Annotated in this window: 18 protein-coding genes; 5 read left to right on the forward strand and 13 right to left on the reverse strand. The window is 71.5% G+C overall.

What is annotated here, in order from left to right; all coding sequences use genetic code 11:
* Positions 1-7: 7 nt before the first annotated feature.
* From ACNPQM_RS12715 to ACNPQM_RS12725, 3 genes are all read right to left on the reverse strand, one after another.
* The gene (locus tag ACNPQM_RS12715; RefSeq protein ID WP_418084062.1) at positions 8-1,300 is read right to left on the reverse strand and encodes an SWIM zinc finger family protein; all 1,293 of its coding nucleotides are present in this window, start codon (positions 1,298-1,300) and stop codon (positions 8-10) included.
* Positions 1,297-4,203 carry a DEAD/DEAH box helicase gene (locus tag ACNPQM_RS12720; protein WP_418084063.1) on the reverse strand — a complete coding sequence of 969 codons (2,907 nt, stop codon included), beginning with the start codon at positions 4,201-4,203 and terminating at the stop codon, positions 1,297-1,299. Before ACNPQM_RS12720 ends, ACNPQM_RS12715 begins: the two co-directional genes overlap by 4 nt.
* A 99-nt stretch (positions 4,204-4,302) precedes the next feature.
* Positions 4,303-5,256 carry a slipin family protein gene (locus tag ACNPQM_RS12725; RefSeq protein ID WP_418084064.1) on the reverse strand — a complete coding sequence of 318 codons (954 nt, stop codon included), beginning with the start codon at positions 5,254-5,256 and terminating at the stop codon, positions 4,303-4,305.
* 205 nt (positions 5,257-5,461) lie between these two features.
* On the opposite strand from ACNPQM_RS12725, the gene ACNPQM_RS12730 reads away from it, so the two are divergent.
* Positions 5,462-5,806: a hypothetical protein gene (locus tag ACNPQM_RS12730; protein WP_358860808.1), complete on the forward strand. Its 345-nt coding sequence runs from the start codon at positions 5,462-5,464 to the stop codon at positions 5,804-5,806.
* 96 nt (positions 5,807-5,902) lie between these two features.
* Here ACNPQM_RS12730 and ACNPQM_RS12735 read toward each other — a convergent pair whose 3' ends face one another.
* From ACNPQM_RS12735 to ACNPQM_RS12745, 3 genes are all read right to left on the reverse strand, one after another.
* Complete coding sequence (locus ACNPQM_RS12735) at positions 5,903-6,346, reverse strand: DoxX family protein (RefSeq protein WP_418084065.1); 444 nt, start codon at positions 6,344-6,346, stop codon at positions 5,903-5,905.
* Between the two features lie 89 nt (positions 6,347-6,435).
* Entirely contained in the window at positions 6,436-7,131 is a 696-nt protein-coding gene (locus ACNPQM_RS12740; protein ID WP_358860806.1) for a class I SAM-dependent methyltransferase, read from the reverse strand.
* Positions 7,132-7,214: 83 nt separating this feature from the next.
* Positions 7,215-8,333, reverse strand: a complete 1,119-nt coding sequence (locus tag ACNPQM_RS12745) for an ADP-ribosylglycohydrolase family protein (protein ID WP_418084066.1) — start codon at positions 8,331-8,333, stop codon at positions 7,215-7,217.
* A gap of 76 nt (positions 8,334-8,409) precedes the next feature.
* Here ACNPQM_RS12745 and ACNPQM_RS12750 point away from each other — a divergent pair, with 76 nt between their 5' ends.
* A complete protein-coding gene (locus ACNPQM_RS12750; RefSeq protein WP_358860804.1) occupies positions 8,410-8,688 on the forward strand; it encodes a DUF6343 family protein in 279 nt (92 codons plus the stop codon).
* 70 nt (positions 8,689-8,758) lie between these two features.
* Here ACNPQM_RS12750 and ACNPQM_RS12755 read toward each other — a convergent pair whose 3' ends face one another.
* The 4 genes from ACNPQM_RS12755 to rpsA all read right to left on the reverse strand — a co-directional run bounded on the left by ACNPQM_RS12755 (position 8,759) and on the right by rpsA (position 12,596).
* Positions 8,759-9,127 carry a tetratricopeptide repeat protein gene (locus ACNPQM_RS12755; RefSeq protein WP_037691838.1) on the reverse strand — a complete coding sequence of 123 codons (369 nt, stop codon included), beginning with the start codon at positions 9,125-9,127 and terminating at the stop codon, positions 8,759-8,761.
* A 91-nt stretch (positions 9,128-9,218) separates the two neighbouring features.
* Positions 9,219-9,833: a dephospho-CoA kinase gene (gene coaE / locus ACNPQM_RS12760; protein ID WP_418084067.1), complete on the reverse strand. Its 615-nt coding sequence runs from the start codon at positions 9,831-9,833 to the stop codon at positions 9,219-9,221.
* Between the two features lie 64 nt (positions 9,834-9,897).
* Positions 9,898-10,836 carry a PAC2 family protein gene (locus tag ACNPQM_RS12765; RefSeq protein WP_358860802.1) on the reverse strand — a complete coding sequence of 313 codons (939 nt, stop codon included), beginning with the start codon at positions 10,834-10,836 and terminating at the stop codon, positions 9,898-9,900.
* 254 nt (positions 10,837-11,090) lie between these two features.
* Positions 11,091-12,596 (reverse strand): 30S ribosomal protein S1, encoded by a 1,506-nt coding sequence (gene rpsA / locus ACNPQM_RS12770; protein WP_358860801.1) that lies wholly within the window; start codon positions 12,594-12,596, stop codon positions 11,091-11,093.
* Between the two features lie 396 nt (positions 12,597-12,992).
* Here rpsA and ACNPQM_RS12775 point away from each other — a divergent pair, with 396 nt between their 5' ends.
* Together ACNPQM_RS12775 and hrpB are read left to right on the forward strand one after the other, a co-directional pair.
* A complete protein-coding gene (locus tag ACNPQM_RS12775; RefSeq protein WP_418084068.1) occupies positions 12,993-13,805 on the forward strand; it encodes a class I SAM-dependent methyltransferase in 813 nt (270 codons plus the stop codon).
* Between the two features lie 90 nt (positions 13,806-13,895).
* Complete coding sequence (gene hrpB / locus ACNPQM_RS12780) at positions 13,896-16,406, forward strand: ATP-dependent helicase HrpB (RefSeq protein WP_418084069.1); 2,511 nt, start codon at positions 13,896-13,898, stop codon at positions 16,404-16,406.
* Here the strand turns inward: hrpB and ACNPQM_RS12785 are convergent.
* The 3 genes from ACNPQM_RS12785 to ACNPQM_RS12795 all read right to left on the reverse strand — a co-directional run bounded on the left by ACNPQM_RS12785 (position 16,393) and on the right by ACNPQM_RS12795 (position 19,467).
* Positions 16,393-17,403: a DUF3068 domain-containing protein gene (locus ACNPQM_RS12785; RefSeq protein WP_418084070.1), complete on the reverse strand. Its 1,011-nt coding sequence runs from the start codon at positions 17,401-17,403 to the stop codon at positions 16,393-16,395. The two genes, hrpB and ACNPQM_RS12785, sit on opposite strands and share 14 nt — an antisense overlap.
* A 12-nt stretch (positions 17,404-17,415) precedes the next feature.
* A complete protein-coding gene (locus ACNPQM_RS12790; protein ID WP_266986840.1) occupies positions 17,416-17,553 on the reverse strand; it encodes an SPW_0924 family protein in 138 nt (45 codons plus the stop codon).
* 240 nt (positions 17,554-17,793) lie between these two features.
* On the reverse strand, positions 17,794-19,467 hold the full coding sequence (locus ACNPQM_RS12795) for a lytic transglycosylase domain-containing protein (protein WP_418084071.1): 1,674 nt from the start codon (positions 19,465-19,467) through the stop codon (positions 17,794-17,796).
* Between the two features lie 209 nt (positions 19,468-19,676).
* Between ACNPQM_RS12795 and ACNPQM_RS12800 the strand changes: the two genes are divergently transcribed.
* Entirely contained in the window at positions 19,677-20,546 is an 870-nt protein-coding gene (locus tag ACNPQM_RS12800; protein WP_418084072.1) for a DUF4184 family protein, read from the forward strand.
* Position 20,547: the final 1 nt, after the last annotated feature.

Consider the following 20,547-nt stretch of genomic DNA (forward strand, 5'->3'; position numbering starts at 1 on the left):
GGCGGTGTCAGCGGCCGAGCAGGGCCATGAGTGCGCCCACCGGGTCGGTGTCCGGCATCGCGCGAGGCCACCAGTCGTCCTTGTCCCGGTCCGATTCGTAGCCGTACCAACGGCCGTCGTGCCCGAAGCGGAGCTGAAGGGTGCCGCCGGGGTGGGTGAGGCGGTTGCGCCAGGGGTGGAAGCGGGGGAAGTCGGTGGCTGCGAGCGCGGGGCGGGCCCGGTCGAAGGGGCCGGCCGGGGGGTCCCAGGGAGTTTCCAGGACGTCCAGCCCTTCGGCACCGCCCTGGCGCCAGGCGGCGACGGCGCGGGCCAGGTCGGTGGTGGTACGGCCGGTGGCGTAGGCGAGCTCGCGGTAGAGGGCGCGGGTGGTGGCGGTGAGCCCGGCGGTGGGGCGGGCGGCGGCCAGCCGGACGGCGTCCTGCCAGGGGGTGAGCCCGGCGAGCGGATCGTTTCCGCTGGTGAGGAACGTGAGCGCGCGGGCCGCCGCGTCAGTGGCGAGGTGGTCGAGGGCGAGCGGGTCGCGGGCGCCGGGCAGTTCGGGGTACGAGGGTGGCTGGCCGGGATGCGCGGGTTCCGGGAGCGGGGAGGGCAGCGGCGGCAGGAATCGGCCGGCGAACCCGTCACGCGCCGGCACGGAAGGGATGGCGACGGCCGTGGGCCGTTCCCGGGCGGAGTGCGCGGCGTTGCGCCGGCCCAGTTCCTCGACGAGTTCGCGCTCGCCCCGGCCGCGCAGCAGCAGGAGGACGAACGGGTCGGTGTCGAGCAGGCGGGCCATCTGGTAGCAGAGGGCGGCGACGTGCTTGCAGGGCCAGCCGTGATCGGGGCAGGAGCAGCTCGGGTCGAGGTCGTCCGCGGCGGGCAGCAGTCCGACGCCGGCCTCGGCGGCCGTGTCGACCAGTCCGTGCGGCATCTCCTTGGCAAGCAGCGCGGAGAGATGACCGGGCCGCTCGGCGACGGCATCGAGGAAGGTGTCCCAGCAGGTGTCGGTGAGGGTCCGCAGCCGCAGTTCGGTCCGGTACGGGCGGGGGCGGCTGCCCTGGACGTAGGCGACGACGCGGCCGGGAGTCACGGTGATCGCGGCGACATGGCCACTGTCGGCGTACGTACGGCCGCGAGCGAGGCGCCCCTCGTCCATCGACAGGGACTCCAGCGCCGCCACCCAGGACCGGCCCCACCAGCTGTCCGCGAACGGTGCGCCGCCGTCGGACGTGCGGGGCGGCACGGCGTCGAAAGTGCGCCGCAGGTCGTCGGGGCCCGGGCGGGCGCGGACATACGACGCGGGCCCGGAACGGGGGCTCATGACGGCCTCCGGAGCGAGACGAGATCGGCGAGGTCACGGTCGCTGAGTTCGGTCAGTGCGGTCTCTCCGGTGCCGAGCACCGCGTCGGCCAGGGCCTGCTTGGCCGCCAGCATCTCGCCGATCCGGTCCTCGACGGTGCCCTCCGCGATCAGCCGGTGCACCTGGACGGGCTGGGTCTGGCCGATGCGGTACGCGCGGTCGGTGGCCTGCTCCTCGACCGCCGGGTTCCACCAGCGGTCGTAGTGGATGACGTGAGCGGCGCGGGTGAGGTTCAGTCCGGTGCCCGCCGCCTTGAGGGAGAGCAGGAAGACGGGTACCTCGCCGGACTGGAAGCGGTCCACCATCCGTTCCCGTTCGGCCACCGGCGTACCGCCGTGCAGGAGCTGGGACGGGACGGCGCGCGAGGCGAGGTGGGCGGAGAGGATCCGGGCCATCGTCACGTACTGGGTGAAGATCAGCACGGAGCCGTCCTCGGCGAGGATCGTGTCGAGGAGTTCGTCCAGCAGGGCAAGCTTGCCGGAGCGGCCGATGAGGCGGGTCGGCTCCTCCTTCAGGTACTGCGCGGGATGGTTGCAGATCTGCTTGAGCGAGGCCAGCAGCTTCATGATCAGTCCGCGGCGGGCGATGCCTTCGGAGGCCTCGATGAACGCCATGGTCTCGCGCACCGCAGCCTCGTACAGCGTGGCCTGTTCGCGGGTGAGGAAGACGGGGTGGTCGGTCTCCGTCTTGGGCGGCAGCTCCGGGGCGATGCCTGGATCGGACTTCTTGCGGCGCAGCAGGAACGGCCTGACCAGCCGGGAGAGGCGCTCGATCGCTTCCTCGTTCCCCAGTCCTGCCGCGGTGCCGGTGTTCTCGACGATCCGGGCGTGCCGGGCACGGAACGCCTTGAGGGGGCCGAGCAGCCCGGGGGTGGTCCAGTCCAGCAGGGCCCAGAGCTCGGAAAGGTTGTTCTCCACGGGGGTGCCGGTGAGGGCGATTCTGGCGGGGGCCGGGATGGTACGCAGCGCCTTCGCGGTGGACGAGTGCGGATTCTTCACGTGCTGCGCCTCGTCGGCGACGACAAGTCCCCAGCTGTGCTGGGCGAGTTCGGCGGCGCTGGACCGCATCGTTCCGTACGTGGTGAGGACGAAGCCGTCGTCGGGGTCGTCGAGCGTGCGGTCGGTGCCGTGGAAGCGGCGGACGGGAACACCCGGGGCGAACCGGTTGATCTCCCGGTGCCAGTTGCCCAGGAGGGAGGCGGGGCAGATCACCAGGGTGGGTGCGGGATGCGCGCGGCGCAGATGCAGGGCGATGACGGTGATGGTCTTGCCGAGTCCCATGTCGTCGGCGAGGCAGCCGCCGAGGCCGAGGGATGTCATCCGGTCGAGCCAGGCCAGGCCGCGCAGTTGGTAGTCGCGGAGCGTGGCCTCCAGCCCGGGCGGCGGCTCGACAGTGGCGTCGTCGGCGAGGATGCGGGTGCGGAGTTCGGCGAGGGCACCGGCGGGCACCGCCTCGACCTGTTCGCCGTCCACCTCCGCGCTGCCGGTCAGCGCGACGGCGAGGGCGTCCACCGGGTCGAGCAGGCCGAGCTCACGCTTGCGTGCCTTGCGTACGAGCGCGGGATCGACGACGACCCACTGGTCCCGCAGGCGCACCACCGGGCGGTGGGCCTCCGCAAGGATGTCCATCTCCCGCTCGGTGAGCTGCTCGGCGCCCAGCGACAGCTGCCAGTTGAAGGAGAAGAGCTGCTCGGCGTCGAAGAACGAGGTGCCGTCGGTGGCCGAGCCGGGCGCGGGCCGTACGACGGCGGCGGCCGTCAGGGAGCGGACGAGTTCGCGCGGCCAGTGGACGCTCACGCCTGCCGCCGCCAGCCGCGTCCCGGCGTCGCTCAGCAGCTCGTACAGCTCGTCCTCGGTGAGGGCGAGCACGTCGGGGACCGGCTGGTCCAGCAGCCGGCCCAGCGGCGCCCAGACGCGGGCGGCGCGGCGCAGTGCGAGCACGGCGTCGATCCTGGCCCGCGGCCCGAACGGTTCTCCGCCACCGCCGTTCCACAGTGCGGCGGCATCGATGACGTACGTCGGGTCGGCCAGGCTGTGCACCTGCGTGATCGCCGCGGCGGCATGCCGCGCGGTGCCACGGTGGATGTCCGCGGCGTCTTCGGTGGAATCGGCGTCGGGGCCGCCGTGCGTGTCGGCGGTGTCGAAGAGTTCGTACGCCGACAGGTCGAGCCGGAGCGACACCCGCACCCCCGCGTCCAGACCGGCAGCGACCTCGGCGGCCCAGTCGCGGGCGCGGGGCAGATGCTGGGCCTCGCGGGCCGCGAAGGGCGCCCCCATCGCGTACGCCGCCGCAGGTGTCCGGGGCAGGGTGTCGGCGACCGCGTCGAGGAACGCACCGACCAGCCACTCGGGGTCCGGGAGCTGAAGCGGTGTGCGGCCCGGGAGCGGGACGGCATGCGCCTCGGGCGGCATGGCCGCGGCGATCGCGCGCAGATGGGCGATGTCCTCGGCGTCGCGCGGACCGGCCCGCCAGGCGTCGTGGTCCTCGGCCGTCAGACCGGGGACGAGCCGGCCACGCGCCACCAGGTTGAGTCCATGGAGTGCGGCCGCTCCCCAGCAACGGGCGGCCGGATGAGCGGACTGCCGGTGCCGGGCGCGGACCAGCAGGGGCAGGGCGTCGGCGACGGGCAGCAGGACAGCGGGCACCGCGCGGACACCGACCTCACCCTGCTGCCCGCGTCGCACGACGGTGATCTCGGCACCCTCGGCCGGCCCGGCCTCCGGAAGCGGGCCGTCGTCCGGGTCCCAGAAAGCGACTCGCCCGCCCCTCGGCAGCGAGGCGGGCAGGAAGACGGCAGCGCACCGCAGGAAGCGAGCCGTGGCCGCGCCCTGCGCGTCCTGTTGCACACGCCCTGCCGAGGTCATCGCACCCCTCCCGTCCCGCGCTCAATCGTCTGATCTCACTGACTCCGCGAGTCTAGGCGGGGGGTCTGACAGCCGGTCCTCGGCCGGCATTCGCTCAGGTCAGTGCCTGGCGAGTGGCTTCGGGCGGGCGACCCGTGTGGGCCCGGAGGCCACCGGCGCGGCGGCCGGTGCAGGCGGCGGCGCGGCCGGAGGCACCACGGGCGGCATCTGTTGCGGCTGCTGCTCCGGCTGCAGTTGCTGTTGCTGCTGCTGCGGTTGTTGTTGTGGTTGTGGTTGCTGCTGCAGTTGTCCGGGCTGCTGCGCCCGCTCCAGGAAGCGGAGCAGTTCCACCGGGAACGGCAGCACCAGTGTGGAGTTCTTCTCCGCCGCGACCGCGACCACGGTCTGCAGCAGTCGCAGCTGCAGCGCGGCCGGCTGGGCGGACATCTGGGCAGCCGCTTCGGCCAGTTTCTTCGATGCCTGCAGCTCCGCGTCCGCGTTGATGACCCGCGCGCGCCGCTCACGGTCGGCCTCTGCCTGACGCGCCATGGAGCGCTTCATCGTCTCCGGCAGCGATACGTCCTTAATCTCCACCCGGTCGATCTGGACGCCCCAGCCCACCGCAGGGCTGTCGATCATGAGTTCCAGTCCCTGGTTCAGCTTCTCCCGGTTGGACAGCAAGTCGTCGAGGTCACTCTTGCCGATGATCGACCGCAGGGATGTCTGCGCCATCTGCGACACCGCGAACCGGTAGTCCTCGACCTCCACGACCGCGCTGGCGGCGTCGACCACCTTGAAGTAGATGACCGCATCCACCCGCACCGTGACGTTGTCCCTCGTGATGCCGTCCTGTGCGGGCACGGGCATCGTCACGATCTGCATGTTGACCTTCCGCATATGCTCGACGCCGGGCAGGATCATGGTGAATCCGGGGCCGCGCACATCGTTGCGCAGCCTGCCGAGCCGCAGCACGACGCCCCGTTCGTACTGCTTCACGATCCGCGCAGCGGCCAACGCGTAGACCACACCCACGGACGCCGTCGCCGCTATCGCGACCACCAGTTCTTCGACCATGACGGACCCCTGAAAGCCGGAAACGCCTGATTCGCGCCGCTATTATCACGTTATGCCCATTAAGTACACAAGGCGAACCTCGACCCACGCGATGATCACCCGGCAGGCCCTGCACCGGATGCCGGGGCGGCCGGGAGCGGGCAGGGTGACCATCGTCAGCACCTGATGTACGGACGAGCCGGACGAGACAGACGAGGACCCGCCCATGCCCGTGATCGATCAACGACGCCGCCGTCTCGGCATCGCAGCCGGGACCGCGCTGCTGACCCTCACCGTCGCCGGCTGTTCCGGCCTTGGTCGCACCGCGGTCGGGCCGGTCACCTACGTCACCGAGCGGAACAACGTGGTCATGTTGAACAGCCCCTTGGTGAAGGGCTGCCACCGGCTCTTCCCGGGTGCCAAAGCTGTGAGTAACGGGACCCTGATCGACATCGTCCTGTACCGGACACAGGACTGCACCGGCCCGGGGACGACGTATCTCGCCACCACGTTCACCGATGTGAACGCAGCGTCCTCCCTCCCCTGGCGCAGCTTCAGCACGGTCCACTGACCGCGGCGCGAGCCGCCGCAGCCCGGCACCGAGGTGCATCCGCGGGGCGCTGTTCGGTGCCGGGCTGCGGCGGTGCACGTGCGGGGGCCGCTCGCCCTACGCGCGCCTGCGGATGAGCGCGACCAGCCGTGCCGTTCTGTCCCGCCGCTCCCGGGCGATCAGGACGACCAGCCCGATGAGCAGTGCGGGCATGATCGCGTTCGCCGGGTCGAGCAGCGTCAGTTGGACGATGGAGGCGCCGGCCAGCAGTCCGGCGAAGGCCATCGCCGCGACGCCGGACAGCAGGGGAACCAGCAGGGCGATGGCGCCCGCCATCTCCAGGGCGCCGATGAGGTACATCGCACCATGGCTCCAGCCCATGCGGTCGAAGGACTCGACCGCGGTTTCATGGGCGATCAGCTTGGCGAACGCGCTGAAGGCGAAGAACAGGGCGAGTACAACCCGCGCGACGGTCAGCGCGACCGCACCGCGGCTGCGTGCGTTGTTCTCCGTCGTGGCGTCGGTGGTCGTCGTGTTCGTCGCCGTCGTGGTCTCGGACATCGGGGTCTCCTCGAAGAAGCGTCGCGTGGTGTCGCGTACACAGGGGTAGACCCCACCGCCGTCCGAAACTCATCGCTCCTCCCCCGGTCTTACACGGGCAGGGCCCGCACCCACACCCCGTCAGCCGTGAGATACCGGTCGACGGCCAGTCCCGCCACCTCCAGATGCCCCTCGAACTGTTCCTTCGTCAGCTGACGTGACAGAAAGGTCTGGGTCCATCGCGCATCGTCGAAGACGTACTCCGCGCGCACCGCACACACCTCGTCGCCGACGGGGTCCGCCGAGACGATCCGCACGGTGCAGCCGGACGCGTCGACACGCTCCCGCGGCAGATCGGTGTGGTAATCGATGCCCTCACGCTGCAGCAGCACGACGCCACCCTCCCTGACGTGCCGTCGGCAGACGCGCAGCATTCCGTCGCGCACCCGGTGTTCGCTCGCATGCACCAGGAACGACGCCAGCATCACCACGTCGAAGGTCTCGCCGCCGAGGTCGAGGGACTCGATGGGGCTCTGCACCGTGCGCGCGCCCCGTACGTGTTCCAGCATCTCCGGCGATTCGTCCACGGCCGTGACATCGAAGCCGCGCTCGACCAGCGCATGGGTCACGCGGCCCGCCCCACAGCCGAGTTCGAGAATGCTCGCACCGGCGGGTACCGCCGCCTCGATCACATCCGGTTCGCCCCCGACGGAGAGCCGTCTGTACAGCTCGACCGCGCAACCGTCCGGAGTGATCGAGCCGGGTCCCGTCCCTGAATATCCCTCACGCACCCGTTGTCCGCTCATATGCAGCTGAACGAAGGGGTGTTGGGAACGGTTCCCGGCACGCGGCGCCTTCCCTCGCCGGGCTCCTCGCCGCCCGGTGTCCGTCAGCACCCCGGATAGCGCTCCTGCGGCCACGCCACCGCTTGCTCGAACTCCAGGCACAGATCATCCGCCAGCTCGGCGATCACGGACCGCCCCTCCGTCAGCACGAGCCAGGGAGCCGGGAGTTGCACGTCACCGTGCTGGGCGCCGAGTAGATTGCCGCAGACCGAGCCGGTGGAGTCGCTGTCGCCGGAGTGGTTGACCGAGAGCAGCAGCGACTCCGCCACCTCGTCGGCGCCGGGCAGCACCAGGGCGCAGTACACGGCGATGGCGAGGGCCTCCTCGGCCACCCAGCCCGCCCCCAGCGACTCCACCTTCTCGGCGGTCGGCGCCCCCTGCGCGGCCAGGTCGACGGCCGCGCGCAGCACCGCCGTCGTCTCCTCGTGCCCCGGGTGGCGGGCCAGCAGCTCCATGGCGCGCAGCACGGCGCCCGCCATCGAATCGCCCTCCAGCAGATGGGCGATGATCGCGGCGAGGGCCCCGGCGGCGAACGCACCGGTCGGATGCCCATGGGTGATCTGGGCGCAGCGGGCGGCGAGTGCGAAGCCGGTCGCCGCTCCCTCGCCGATCAGGCCGAAGGGCGCGGACCGCATCACCGTGCCGCATCCCTTGGACCCGGTGTTGACCGGACCCGGCAGGCCGATCGGTCCCGTCGGGTCGGGGATGTGGCCGGCCGCGAGTCCAGTGAGACAGGCATTGCCGGGGGCGCGGCGGGCGTACAGGAAGCGCTGCTGCCGCAGCCACCCGGTCCGTATGAGGTCGTCCCTGCCGCGGGCGGGCGGTGCCGGATGGCTCTGGGTGTCGAGCCAGCGCAGATAGGCGTTGCGGACCATCGCGGTCTCGGCGCCGCCCATCCCTGTGGACATGGCCCGGGAGTGCGCCCTGATCAGCCCTTCCGCGGTGAACAGGGTCATCTGCGTGTCGTCGGTGACCCGGCCGACGACCCCGTCCTCGTCCGCGACAGGTTCCCGGACGCCCTGCTTCCCGTACGCCCGGCGGATACCGGAGAGCGACAGGAACTCCACCGGGTTCCCCAGGGCGTCCCCGATCGCGCCGCCGAGCAGCGACCCGCGGACCCGGGCCCGGCGAGTGGCGCTGTGCCCCCATGGTGTGCCGTTCACGGACGGTCCCCCACATTCTGTCGTCGTTACTCAAAACCGCCGTCGCGGGTCCATCCTGGGAGGAGAGGCGATCACCATGCGTACCGGTAATGAACCGCTGACCGCACGTAGCCCGCTGCGCCTGCGGCTGTGCCTGAGTCTATGGGGCATGGCCTGGGCGGTCTTCGGCCTGACAGCCTTCAGCCTGGTCGACCGCCCGGGTTGGGCCGCGGCCTGCGGTCTGCTCCTGCTGCTGACGCTGGTGGATCTGGCAGTGATCGTCCACCACATCCACCAGGGCCCGCACTACCAGCCGGGCCGCAACATCCCCCCGTACGAACCGGACCACGGTGGACGCGGCCGGTACGGGCACTGAGCTCCGTCCCGGCGCGGGGCCCGGCCGGTCGTCAGGCACAGGTCGGTCGGGGCAGACGCGACCCGTGGCGTCAGCCGTCCGTGTCGAAGCGGGCCGCCCGCAGATACTCCGGGTTCGGGTCGAGAGCGGCGGCCAGCCGGAAGTGTCGCACGGCCTGTTCCGAACGGCCGGAGCGCTGGAAGGTACGGGCCAGCGCGAAGTGCGCGAACGCGTTGTCCGGTTCGCGCTCCAGGACGAGTTCGAATTCCAGCTCGGCCGGGCGCAGTTGTGCGGCGGCGAAGAAGGCGCGTGCGCGCAGCAGACGGGCGGCCGTGTTCTCCGGATGGGCCGCGATCACCGAGTCCAGTAGTTTGACCGCGCCCCGCGGGTCGCGCGCGGCCAGCAGGCGTTCGGCCGCGCGGAAGTCGATCACATGGGTTTCCGGGGTCCTCTCGGGCACGGTCGCATCCTTCCCTTCGTCAACCCGTTTCCAACGTCCGGCCGGGTGCCGGTATTCCGGTCGGTGGAGCGGCCCGCGGCGGCCCGCCGTGTCAGTCCCGCCCGGGGACGGCGGCGGCCCGCTGCGTCAGTTCCTCCCAGACCTTGCGGACCTGTGGCTCCAGCGCCTCCAGCGGTCCGTCGTTGTCGACGATCAGATCGGCGACGGCCCGTCGCTGCTCACGGGTGGCCTGCGCGGCCATCCGGGCGCGGGCCTCGGCCTCCGTCATGCCGCGCAGCCGTACGAGCCGGTCGAGCTGGGTCCCGGGGGCGGCGTCCACGACGACGACCAGGTCGTAGAGCGGGGCAAGTCCGTTCTCGGCGAGGAGGGGGACGTCGTGGACGACGACGGAGTCGGGACCCGCCGCCCGCTCCAGTTCGGCGGACCGGGCGCGGACCAGCGGGTGGACGATCGCGTTGAGCGTGGCGAGCCGGTCGGCGTCGGAGAAGACGATGGAGCCGAGCTTCGGCCGGTCCAGGGTGCCGTCGGCGGTGAGGATGCCCTCGCCGAAGGCCTCGACGACGGCCGCGAGTCCGGGGGTTCCGGGCTCGACGACCTCGCGCGCGATCCGGTCGGCGTCGACCAGTACCGCTCCGTACGAGACGAGCAGTCGTGACACTTCGCTCTTGCCGGCACCGATTCCGCCGGTCAGGCCCACTTTCAGCATGGTCGAGAGAGTAGCGCCGCCTCCGGGCGCCGTCATGGCCCGGTCACGCCGTCCGGGCCGGCGGTCAGCCGTCGCCCTCCCGCTCGGCGAGGAACCGTTCGAATTCGAGGCCGATCTCGTCGGCGGACGGCAGGTCGACCGGTTCCGCGACCAGGTTGCCGCGCGTCTCGGAGCCCGCGAGCGCGTCGTACTGGTGCTCAAGCCCCTCGACGAGCGAGACGAGCTCCTCGTCTCCCTGGTCGATCTGGCGGTCGATCTCCGTCTGCGTGCGGTGGGCCTCCGTGCGCAGGGAGTGCGCGACGGCCGGCAGAACCAGGCCGGTCGCGGCCGTGATCGCCTCCAGTGCGGTGAGCGCGGCGTCCGGGTACGCGGAGCGGGCGACGTAGTGCGGCACATGGGCGGCGACGCCGAGGACGTCGTGTCCGGCCTCCATCAGCCGGTACTCCACCAGTGCCTCGGCGGAGCCGGGGACCTGTGCCTCGTCGAAGGGGCTGCGGTGGCCGGGCATCAGGTCCGTGCGGTTGCCGTGCGGCGTGATGCCGACCGGCCGGGTGTGCGGGACACCCATCGGGATGCCGTGGAAGTTGACGGCGAGACGCACCCCCAGCCGCTCGACGATCTGCTCGACGGCGGAGGCGAACCTCTCCCACTCCACGTCCGGCTCGGGCCCGGAGAGCAGCAGGAAGGGCGCCCCGGTGGCGTCCTGGACCACCCGGACGTCCAGCGTCGGGGTCTCGTACGCCGCCCAGCGGTCACGCCGGAAGGTCAGCAGCGGGCGCCGTGCGCGGTAGTCGACGAGCCGGTCGTGGTCGAAGCGGGCCACGACCTGGTGCGGCAGCGTCTCGAGCAAGCCGTCCACGATCTGCTCGCCGGTCTCACCCGCGTCGATGTACCCCTCGAAGTGGTAGAGCATGACCAGGCCGGCCGATTCCTGGGCGAGCGCCATGTCGACGACGGCCAGGCCCTTCGGCTCCCATTCGTACAAACTCTGCGGATCAGGCACGGTTACCGCTCCTCCTCGTTTCCTGGGGAAGAACGCCCTGCGGGACACGGGCATTCCCGGTCTGCGCCCTTTCACAGGGTGGTCAAGACCGACCGGCACATGGGGGCGGTCGGTCTCAGCCGGAACGCGCGTGTGCGGTGCGGTGCGGTGACCGCCTTCCGTCCGGCCGCGGAAACGAGTGAGGCCCGCTCCCCGAAGGGAGCGGGCCTCACTGTCAACTACTGCAGCCGATGACCGGCCGGAGGGTCAGAGCGTCAGCTCTGGCCACCCGCCAGCTTCTCGCGCAGGGCAGCCAGGGCCTCGTCCGACGCCAGGGCGCCGGAGTTGTCCGCGGACTCCGAGGAGTACGAGCCGCCGGCGCCGGAGGCAGCCGGGGCGCCACCGGCCGGGGCGGCAGCACCCTCGGCAGCAGCGGCCTCGTCGGCCTCGCGGGACTTGATGACCTGGGCGCGGTGCTGCTCGAAGCGCTCCTGCGCCTCGGCGTACTGCGTCTCCCACGCCTCGCGCTGGGTCTCGTAGCCCTCGAGCCAGTCGTTGGTCTCGGGGTCGAAGCCCTCGGGGTAGATGTAGTTGCCCTGGTCGTCGTAGGACGCGGCCATGCCGTACAGGGTCGGGTCGAACTCGACCGAGGCGGCGTCGGCGCCGAACGCCTCGTTGGCCTGCTTCAGCGAGAGGCTGATGCGACGGCGCTCGAGGTCGATGTCGATGACCTTGACGAAGATCTCGTCGTTGACCTGGACGACCTGCTCCGGGATCTCCACGTGGCGCTCGGCCAGCTCGGAGATGTGGACCAGACCCTCGATGCCCTCGTCGACGCGCACGAACGCACCGAACGGAACGAGCTTCGTGACCTTACCGGGAACGACCTGCCCGATCTGGTGCGTACGGGCGAACTGCTGCCACGGGTCTTCCTGCGTCGCCTTGAGCGACAGCGAGACGCGCTCGCGGTCCATGTCGACGTCGAGAACCTCGACGGTGACTTCCTGGCCGACCTCGACAACCTCGGAGGGGTGGTCGATGTGCTTCCAGGACAGCTCGGAGACGTGCACGAGACCGTCGACGCCACCGAGGTCCACGAAGGCACCGAAGTTGACGATCGAGGAGACGACGCCGGAGCGGACCTGACCCTTCTGCAGGGTCGTGAGGAAGGTCTGACGGACCTCGCTCTGGGTCTGCTCGAGCCAGGCACGGCGGGACAGGACCACGTTGTTGCGGTTCTTGTCCAGCTCGATGATCTTGGCCTCGAGCTCCTTGCCCACGTAGGGCTGGAGGTCGCGGACACGACGCATCTCGACGAGCGACGCCGGGAGGAAGCCGCGGAGGCCGATGTCGAGGATGAGACCACCCTTGACGACCTCGATGACGGTACCGGTGACGATGCCGTCCTCTTCCTTGATCTTCTCGATGGTGCCCCAGGCACGCTCGTACTGAGCGCGCTTCTTCGAGAGGATCAGGCGGCCTTCCTTGTCCTCCTTCTGGAGAACCAGGGCCTCGATCTCGTCGCCGACCTTGACGACCTCGTTCGGGTCGACGTCGTGCTTGATCGAGAGCTCGCGGCTCGGGATGACACCTTCGGTCTTGTAACCGATGTCGAGGAGAACCTCGTCCCGGTCAACCTTGACGATGACACCGTCAACGATGTCGCCGTCGTTGAAGTACTTGATCGTCTCGTCGATCGCCGCGAGGAACGCGTCCGCGTCGCCGATGTCGTTGACCGCAACCTGCGGAGTGGTGGCGGTGGTCTCGGTGCTGCTCGTCATGTGGGAAAGGGCTCCGGTACGGACAGTGAGTCGTAGGTACTGCTACGCCGAGAGCCCGTATCGCCTCTGCAGAAGCCGGACAGCCGAGGAAGCACCCGACCCGGCGAGCCGGAGGCGCCTCGTGAACCGAGGGGACATGCAACAGACGCAAGCGCGGCCTGCTAGGTCTGAGGCGCGCAGGCTCGCAGCGCAACTTGTAGCATACGGGCGTGGCCGGGCAGGGTCAATGCGCGAAGGCGCACACGGGGGACGCAAGGGCCCATATCCGGCACAATTCCTGTTCCCCGAGGCCACATCGGTTCCGGCCGCGTTGCGTGAGTACGGTTCCGTACTCAGGGGTACCCCAGGTACGTACCGCGTGCGGTGGGGTGAAGGCAAACTACAACGACGGACACGATGAGCCAAGAGATCTGCACCACCGAACCGGAAGCGACCCGCCGCAGCGCCGGCGAAGCGGAGAGCAGCCGGGCAAGTCGCGGCTGGTGGGACCGGAACGCCGACGAGTACCAGAGCGACCACGGCGCCTTTCTCGGCGACGACCGTTTCGTCTGGGGCCCGGAGGGCCTCGACGAGGCCGAGGCCGGCCTGCTCGGCCCTGCGGAGTCGCTGAGCGGCCTGGACATCCTGGAGATCGGGGCGGGCGCGGCGCAGTGCTCGCGCTGGCTGGCCGCCCGGGGTGCCCGTGCCGTCGCCCTCGACCTCTCCCACCGCCAGCTCCAGCACGCGCTGCGGATCGGCGACGAGGTGCCCCTGGTGGAGGCGGACGCCGGGCAGCTGCCGTTCCGGGACGGCTCCTTCGACCTGGCCTGCTCCGCCTACGGCGCGGTGCCGTTCGTCGCCGACCCCGTACAGGTCTTCCGCGAGGTGCACCGGGTGCTGCGCCCGGGCGGCCGCTGGGTCTTCTCGGTGACGCATCCGATCCGCTGGGCGTTCCCGGACGAGCCCGGGCCCGAGGGCCTGTCCGTCGCGGCCTCCTACTTCGACCGCACCCCGTACGTCGAGCAGGACGAGCAGGGCAACGCCGTGTACGTCGAGCACCACCGGACCGTGGGCGACCGGGTGCGGGACGTGGTGGCCGGCGGGTTCCGTCTGGTCGACCTGGTCGAGCCGGAGTGGCCCGCCTGGAACCACCAGGAGTGGGGCGGCTGGTCCCCGTTGCGCGGAAACCTGATCCCGGGCACGGCGATCTTCGTCTGCGTACGGGACTGAAGCTCCGGCCGGCACGGCTGAGCCCTGGCCGTGCGCGACCGGCCGCTCCCGCCGTACGGGCCCGGGCACCCGTCGTACGACACTGGGGGCGTGATCCGTACCGACGCACTCGACCGGCTGCCCGTCCGTACCGCCGTGCCCGCGCTCCGGCAGGCGCTCGACGACCGGGGTGTCGCGGTGCTCTGCGCACCGCCCGGCACCGGCAAGACGACGCTGGTCCCGCTGGTCCTCGCCGGCCTGGTCGGCGACGGCCCCGCGCGACGCGTGGTGGTCGCCGAACCGCGCCGGATCGCGGCCCGCGCGGCGGCGCGGCGCATGGCGTGGCTCCTCGGGGAGCAGACCGGGGAGCGGGTGGGGTTCACGGTCCGCGGGGAGCGCGTGGTGGGGCGCGACACGGTGGTGGAGGTGGTGACCACCGGCGTGCTCCTGCAACGGCTCCAGCGCGACCAGGAGCTCGCCGGGGTCGATGCGGTGATCATCGACGAGTGTCATGAACGGCATCTGGACGCGGACACGGTCGCCGCCTTCCTCCTCGACGTACGGGAGGCGATCCGGCCCGATCTGCGGCTGGTCGCCGCGTCGGCGACGACGGACGCACAGGGGTGGGCGCGGCTGCTCGGCGATGCGCCGGTGGTCGAGGCGCAGGGCGTGTCGCACCCGGTGGAGGTGGTGTGGGCGCCGCCGGTGAGACCGGTCGGGCCGCCGCACGGGATGCGGGTCGACCCGGCGCTGCTGACGCATGTCGCCTCGGTGGTGCGCCGGGCGCTCGCCGAGCGGGACGGCGACGTGCTCTGCTTCCTGCCCGGGGTCGGGGAGATCGGCCGGGTGGCGGGACAGCTGGCGGGGGTGCCCGCGGAGGTGCTGCAGGTGCACGGGCGGGCACCGGCGGCGGTGCAGGACGCGGTGCTGGCGGGCTCGTCCGAGGGGCGCCGGGTGGTACTGGCGACCTCCGTCGCGGAGTCGTCGCTGACGGTGCCGGGGGTGCGGATCGTCGTCGACTCGGGCCTGGCCAGGGAGCCGCGTACCGATCATGCCCGGGGACTGAGCGCGCTGACGACCGTGCGGGCCTCGCAGGCCACCGGGAAGCAGCGGGCGGGCCGGGCGGGGCGTGAGGCGCCGGGTGCGGTGTACCGGTGCTGGGAACAGGTGGAGGACGGGCGGCTCGCCCGGTTCCCGTCACCGGAGATCAAGGTGGCCGATCTGGCGGCGTTCGCCCTGCAGACGGCCTGCTGGGGCGATCCGGACGCGTCGGGGCTGGCGCTGCTCGACCCGCCGCCCGCCGGTGCGATGGGGGCAGCCCGCGAGGTCCTGACGGCCGTCGGCGCGGTGGACACGGCCGGCCGGGTGACCGACCGGGGCGTACGGATGTCACGGCTCGGCCTGCATCCCCGGCTCGCCCGCGCGCTGCTGGACGGCGCGGCCGAGGTGGGCGGGCGCCGGGCGGCAGAGGTGGTGGCGCTGCTGAGCGAGGAGCCGCCACGGGAGTACGGGGACGACCTGGCGGCGGCGCTGCGTACCGCCCGGCGGGGCGGCGACGGCTACGCGGCACGCTGGCGGCAGGAGGTACGGCGGCTGTCGTCGGCCCTGGAAGGCGCCCGCGGCGGTTCCGGCACGGGTTCCGGCACGGATGATGCCGCCGTCGGCCTGGTGGCCGCGCTGGCGTTCCCGGAGCGGGTGGCGCGGGCCCGGGGCGAAGGAACGTTCCTGATGGCGTCGGGGACGGGCGCGGAGCTGCGGGACGGATCGCGGCTGCGCAGCGCACCCTGGCTGGCCGTCGCGGTCGCCGACCGCCCGGCGCACGCGGCGTCCGCACGGGTGCGGCTCGCAGCCGTCATCGACGAGGACACGGCGCGGCAGGCCGCCGGGCATCTGCGGTTCGCGGGCGAGGAAGTCAGGTGGGACGGCCAGGACGTGGTGGCCCGCTCCGTGGAACGCCTGGGCGCTGTCGAACTGTCCGTGCGCGCGCTGAAGCAGCCGGACCCCGCGCTGGTGCGGGCAGCGCTCGTCGACGGGCTGCGGCGCGAGGGGCTGGGCCTGCTGCGCTGGACCCGGGAGACCGGGCAGCTGCGCGAGCGGCTCACCTTCCTGCACCGGGAGCTGGGGGCCCCGTGGCCCGATGTGTCGGACGTCGCGCTGCTGTCGCGTACCGAGGAATGGCTGGAGCCCGAGCTGTCACGGGCCCGCCGCCGCTCCGACCTGGCCGGCATCGACGCCGGGCAGGCGTTGCGGCGGCTCCTGCCGTGGGCGACGGGCGAGGCAGCCCGGCTGGACGAGCTGGCGCCCGAGCGGATCGAGGTGCCGAGCGGGTCCCGGATCCGGGTCGAGTACGGCGGGGTGCAGCCCGTGCTCGCAGTGAAGCTCCAGGAGCTGTTCGGTCTCACCGAGACACCGGAGGTGGCCGGGGTGCCGGTCCTCGTGCACCTGCTCTCCCCCGCCGGCCGCCCGGCGGCGGTCACCGCCGACCTGGCATCGTTCTGGCAGGACGGCTACCGGGCGGTGCGGGCGGAGCTGCGCGGCCGCTATCCGAAGCATCCATGGCCGGAGGACCCGACGACGGTCGCGGCGACCCGGTACACCTCGGCGCGGCTCAGACGGGGGTAGACGCCGGATCCGGGGCGGGCGCGGTCGCCGCCTCCGGCTCCCGGCCGCCCGGCCGCCGGGACCGGGCCTCCAGCCACAGCGCGAGCGCCAGCAGCCCGGCGGCAAGGATCAGGAAACCCCGGGGCAGGTACGAGGTGAGCAGCAGGATCAGCACACGCTGGGACGAGACCAGTGCGACGGTGGACTCGACGTAGTCCTCGCGCATCTTCACGTGTCCGGCGAACGCGGTGACCGTGTCCTCGGGCATCCCCATCGCCTTCGCGTTGCGCAGCTCCTCCTTGTGGATCTCCTCGCCGTTGACGGGCGCGCCGGTGACCGGGTCGACCCAGAACATCCGCTTGGTGGTGTACCAGCGGGTCATGCCCGTCTTGGCGACCTGCGCGGCGGTCACGCCCTCGATCGGCATCTTTTTCGGCATCGGAACCTTGGTCCACGGGATCGTCTGCTCGAAGTAGTAGACGTCCATGCCGCGGAACGTCCGGGTGCCCCGGTAGTGGATCGGCGAGCTGGTGCGGGTCTGGGCGTCGAAGTACTCGTAGTCACGTTTCTCGGTGAGGAACGGCCATTTGAACTCGATGCCCTCGCGCTCGACGGGGTCGCCGTCGACGCTCTCGCCGGTGGCGTGGACGGGGGCCTGGCTGTGCGCGTCGAAGATGTAGCGCTCGGGAATCTGCGAGACCATCGCGCCGTTCGGGCCGGCCACGTAGCTGAGGGTGTCCCAGACGACGACGTCGCGGCCGGCGCTGCGCTCGATCTTCTCGGACTCCTCCACATTTCCTTTGAGGGTCTGCACGATGGTGACCTTGGGGACCTCCTTGACCTTCATGCCGTCGTTGTAGTCGAGGAGCGTGGCGGGCTTCGCCTCCAGAACCATCTCCTGGTACTGGCCGGGCGGGATCTTCGCCAGCCGCGGGAAGGCGTACCAGCGCAGCAGTGGCGACAGCGCGGCGAAGAAGACGGCGAAGGCCAGGAGTACGAGTCCGGCTCGGCGGCGCATGGCACCCTCCCTCTACTTCTTGGGTCCGGGGACGGTGGTCAGCAGAGGTTTGGGCGAGGTCTCGCCGGGTGGTGCGCCGATCGCGGTGACCGTGAACACAAGGGCGAGGGCCGCGGCCAGCCCGATGGCGGCGGCGATGACGGCACGCATGCTCGGCCTCCTGGAGAGCGCAGATCTGACAGATCGTCAAGATTGCGGCACCGTAGCAATGGAGACGCGAGATGAGAACACGTAAGACCGACCGGCAATGGGGGGTGGGTGAAGGAGCGGGGCTGGGGTGCGCGCCCCGGCCCCGTGACGCCCCCTATTGCCGGTCGGACTGAAGCAGCCCCGGTGCCGGGTGGTGGCACAGGGGCTGCTTGAGAACGCGGTACGGCTCCGGGGTTGCCGTCAGGCGGCGGGCGCCTCGACGTCGAGCTCGATGACGACGGTGGCGCCGCCCTCGGTGGTCAGGCGGAGCCTGTACGTACCCGTGGTGTCGTCGGCGTAGATCTTCGGGAGCGTCAGCGTACCGTCGGCGCCGGTCTTCAGGTCCGTCAGGGTGCGGACCGGGTTGCCGCCCGCGTCCTTGAAGTACGGGCCCTTGTCGTTCTCCACCGGCGTGCCCCCGTCGGTGATCATCGTCGCGGTGACGGCGACACCGGACGCGACCGCACCCCGGTACGTCGCCTTGACCGCGACGGTGTCGGCGAACTCGGCTCCGGGGGCGGCGGTCAGTGCCTTGTCGTCGGTCCTGGCGATCGCGTCGGCCTGCCGGGCCGTCACGGTCGCGGTGTACGGGACGGCGGGCAGCGAACGTCCGGTGGCGATGGCCCGGACCGTGAACCGGCCCGTCTTCTCGCCCGCTTGCAGCACCGGAGCCGTCACCGTGCCGTCGGCACCGGTGGCCAGGGTGACCGCGGTCTTCCCGCCCTCGAAGCGGGCGTCGGTGTCACCGGCGATGGTGAAGGTGACGGACACCTTGGCGAGCGGACCGCCCAGACTGTTCTTCGCCCGCACCTTGATCCGTTCGGCGAACGCGTCGCCCGCGGTGGCGGTCAGCTTGCCGGTTCCCGCGTTCTCCACGGCGCCGAGGGTCTGCGACGGTGTCGGCTCGGGACTCGGCACAGGGCTCTTCGAACCGCCGCCCGGCTTCGTGGGCTTCGAGTCCGGCTTTCGGCTCGGGGGCGGGGTCGGCGACGGCGATGGCGAAGGCGTCCGCGACGTGCCGGGGTTCGGGCTCGGGTCCGTGCCGCCGCCGAGGGGCGGCGGGACGACGCCGGTGCCGTCGGGCACCTCGTGCGTGCCGCGCCTGTAGTAGTCGAACCAGGAACGGACCGTACGGAGGTATTCGTTCGAGTGGTTGTAGCTGAGGACCGCCCGGTCGAGATCAGCCGCCACCGCCAGGTCGCGCGACCCGGCGCAGAGATAGTGCCCGGCGGCGAGCGCCGCGTCGTAGATGTTGTTGGGGTCCTTGCGGCCGTCGCCGTTGCCGTCCTGGCCCCACGTCGCCCACGTCGACGGGATGAACTGCATCGGGCCGACCGCACGGTCGTGCGTCGAATCCCCGTCGTACACCCCGTTGTCGGTGTCCTTGATCATGGCGAAGCCCTGACCGTTGAGGACCGGGCCGAGAATCGGGGAGAACGTGGTGCCGTTCGCGTCGACCCGGCCGCCGCGGGCCTGTCCGGACTCGACCTTCCCGATCGCGGCGAGGAGCTGCCACGGCAGCCGGCAGGCCGCGTCGCTGTCCGCGAGAGACCGCTCGGCCTTCTTGTACGCAGCCAGAACCGAAGCCGGTATGCCTGATTGCGCACTGCCGGTTATCGGCAGATTCGTCGACGTACCGGGCTTGTTCGGGCTGACCAGCGGAGGCAGGTCCGTGTAGTACGGCGAGTTGCCGCTGGCCGCGGGATCGTCGGGCGGTGTGGAACCGACGGACGGCTGGTCACCACCGCTGTCGGCGCCGGACGATGCGAGTACCGCACCGGGGCCTTGCGAGGCGGCGAGCGCCGCCACAGCAACTGCGGCCACCGCAGTGGTGGTCGCCCCTCGGCGCAGTCGGCGGCCGAATTGCGCTGCCATATGTCTGGTCCCTCCCCGTCGACGACTGCCCGCGCTCCCCAGCGCAAGGACTCAGGCGACCCTACGGCAACTTGTGCCGCTCGAACACAGTGACCTGACTGCTTCTTACCGGTATTTCACGTTGCATACCGCAAGTTGTACGACGGGCGTCGCCTGTGCATCGCAAGAACACCGGGTCGCCACCGGCGTGCTCACACATACTTGCCGCCATGCCGTTCACCCTGAGCCATGCCGCCGCCGTCCTCCCGGTGATCCGCCGGAACGGCACCGGGCGCGGACCCCTCGTCGCCTCGGCGCTCGTCGCCGGTTCGTTCGCCCCCGACATGACGTACTACGCGGACACGGCAATCCCGGGCGCGATGGAGTTCGGAGCGGTCACCCACGCGGTATGGGGTGTGTTCACGGTGGATGTCCTGATCACCGCGGCCGTGGTGGCCCTGTGGCTGCTGCTGCGCGAACCACTGGTGACACTGATCCCGCAGTCCGGGCAGGGGCGCGTGTACACCTTCGTACGGGGAGAGCGGCGCGGCCCGTGGGGGGTGCGCGACGGTGCGTGGTTCGTGCTGTCGGCGGTCCTCGGGGCGGGCAGCCATGTGGTGTGGGACGCGTTCACCCATCACGACCGGTGGGGCACCCGGCTGGTGCCGGTGCTGGGCGAGAGCATCGGCGGCCTTCCGGTGTTCCAGTACGTGCAGTACGGCAGTTCGGCCGTGGCGCTGACCGTCCTCACCTGGTTCACCGCGTCGGGGCTGCGGCGGACCGGGGCCCGCCCCGCCCCGCCGTCCCTACCCGCCCTCGGCCACCGGGACCTGTGGTACGCGGGCACCCTGCTGAGCCTCTGCGTGCTGCTCGGCATCGTCCATCGGTGCGCCCGCTGGTACACGTACTTCGGGCACATCGACACACCACTGGACATCATCCCCACCGCCTGCTTCGGCGCCGGAGCCGGCCTCGCCGTCGGACTGGTGCTGTACGGGGTGTGGATCCGCCTCCGCGAACGGAGACGAAACCGGCCGGCCACCGGGGCCGCGGACCCCGGCCGCCGGACGGACTTCGCATCGAGCCCGCCCGGCGACTGAG

This window comes from Streptomyces sp. NPDC056231, from assembly GCF_048270745.1.
GTDB lineage: Bacteria > Actinomycetota > Actinomycetes > Streptomycetales > Streptomycetaceae > Streptomyces.